Raw genomic sequence first — 2,289 nt, forward strand, 5'->3', positions numbered from 1 at the left:
CCGGCCGATCCTGGCGCAACGCCCCCGGCACCGCTCACGCCGCCGCCGCCCCCGCTGTCGGACATCATCCTCACCAACGGCGACGTCATCACCCTCGACGACAAGCGCCCGGCCGCCCAGGCGGTGGCGATCAAGGGCAACAAGATCATCGCCGTGGGCAAGGCCAGGGACATCCTGGCGCGCTGGAAGAGCGACGGCACCGAAGTGGTCGACCTCGCCGGCAAGACGCTGGTGCCGGGCTTCATCGACGGCTGGGGACAGATGGCGCGCCTCGGACTGGCCGCCGTGGCAGCACCGCTGCAATCGCCGCCCGAAGGCCCGGTGGGCGACGTAAGCGGCCTGCTGCGCGCCCTGCGCGACTGGAGCAAGGGCGACCTGGCCCAGCGCTTCGGCTGGATCGTCGGCTTCGGCTACGACGACAGCCGCCTGCGCGAACAGCGCCCGCTCAACCGCAACGACCTCGACACCGTCTCCCGCGACAAACCGGTGCTGATCGTCCACGCCGCCGGCCGCCAGGTCGTCGTCAACAGCGAGGCGCTCAAGCTCGCCGGCATCACCCGCGACAGCCTCGACCCGCCGGGCGGCGTCATTGGCCGCTGGCCCGGCTCGAAGGAACCCGACGGCGTGCTCGACGGCGCGGCGGCGGCGGCCCTGCTCGGCGCCCTGCCCCAGTTGCCCAAGGACGAACGGCTGGCCATGATCCAGCAAGGCCAGAGCCTGCTGCTGCAAAACGGCTACACCACCGCCGTCGAGGGCCGCGCCACGCCCGAGGATCTGGCGCTCTACACCCAGGCCGCCGACAACGGCATGCTCAAGCTCGACGTCGCCTTCTACGCCGATCTGGCGAGCGCCGGCACCGCGCTCAAGGGCCACAAGAGCGTCGGTCCCAAGTACTACAAGAACCGCCTGCGCCTGGCCGGCGTCAGCTTCGCCCTCGACGGCGTCGCCGAGGATCGCAGCGCCTGGCTCACCCAGCCCTACCAGCTGCCGCCGCCGGGCAAGCGCACCCAGTTCGCCGGCTACCCCGGCGCCAGCGCCGAGGCGGCCACCGAACTCGCCACCCGCGCGTATGCCAGCGGCTGGCAGGTGGCGGTGCAGGCCAACGGTGACGCGGCCATCGACCAGTTCCTCGGCGCCCTTCGCGCCGCCGCGGCCAAGCACCCGGGCAAGGATCGCCGGCCGCTGCTGGTGGGCGCCCAGACCGTGCGCGACGACCAGCTCGACGCGCTGAAGGAACTCGGCGCCAGCGTGAGCTTCGCGCCCCAGCGCCTGGCCCTGTCCCGCGCCGCCCTGGGCGACTACCTGCTGGGCGCCGAGCGCACCGCGCGCTTCGCCCCGGCCGGCAGTGCCCGCCAGCGGGGCATCCCGGTGCTGCTCCACGCCGACCCGGCGCTGCCGAACACCTCGCCCTTCGCGGTGATGGCGGCGGCGCTCAAGCGCCCGCTGGGCGAGGCCGAGCAGCTCGCCCCCCTCGACGCCCTGAAGGCGCTCACGCTGCTGCCGGCACGCCAGCTCGGCGAAGAAAAGACCAAGGGCAGCATTGCCGCCGGCAAGCTGGCCGATCTCACCGTGCTTTCGGCCAACCCGCTCAAGACGCCCGCCGACAAGCTGGGCGAGATCCGCGTCACCGGCGTCATCAAGGAAGGCGCCACGGTGTTCGGCGGCACCGACGGCGGCGTGCCGATCATCCGCTGACCCACCGGTCGGCGGCGGGCGCTACTTCAGGCTGGCGAGATAGGCCACCACCGCCTCGATGTTGGGCTCGCCCAACGCCGTCACGGCGAGGGTCATCGGCGGATAGCTGCGCCCCGGGGCGTTCTGCAGGTAGCGCAGCAGGCTGCGGCGCAGGTATTCGGGCTGCTGGCCGGCGAGACGCGGGAAGTTCTCGCCGCCACGCGCATCCGCGCCGTGGCAGCGCATGCAGTTGCGGGCAAAGTGTTCGCGCCCCTCGGCCGAACGGGGGCCGGCGGTCGCCAGCGCGGGCGTCACCGGCTGGCTGGCGTAGAACAGCGCGACCCGCGCCTTGTCCTCGACGCTGAGCACCTTGGCCAGCCCCTGCATGAAGGTCTCGCCGCGCCGGTCGGCCTGGAAGGCATCGAGCTGGCCCAGCAGGTAGAAGGGATTCTGCCCGGCCAGATTGGGCAGCTCGGCGTAGCGCGCCACGCTGTCGGTGCCGTGGCAGTTGGTGCAGAAGCTCGCCACCTTGCGCCCGCCCTCCAGCGCCGCCAGGCGCTCGGCGGGCGCGGCGCGCAGCAGCTGGGTCAGCTGCGCCTGGGCCGGGCCCGCCGC

Annotated in this window: 2 protein-coding genes; one reads left to right on the forward strand and one right to left on the reverse strand. The window is 73.0% G+C overall.

Annotated elements, in window-relative coordinates; translation table 11 throughout:
• Positions 1–1,695: amidohydrolase (locus ACE3P2_RS01685; RefSeq protein ID WP_374260206.1), on the forward strand; the 1,695-nt coding region annotated here is incomplete at its 5' end.
• Positions 1,696–1,716: 21 nt separating this feature from the next.
• On the opposite strand, the gene ACE3P2_RS01690 is transcribed toward ACE3P2_RS01685, so the two are convergent.
• A partial coding sequence (locus ACE3P2_RS01690) for a cytochrome c (RefSeq protein ID WP_374260209.1) occupies positions 1,717–2,289 on the reverse strand: 573 nt, incomplete at its 5' end.

The organism is Zoogloea sp., from assembly GCF_041911615.1.
GTDB lineage: Bacteria > Pseudomonadota > Gammaproteobacteria > Burkholderiales > Rhodocyclaceae > Zoogloea.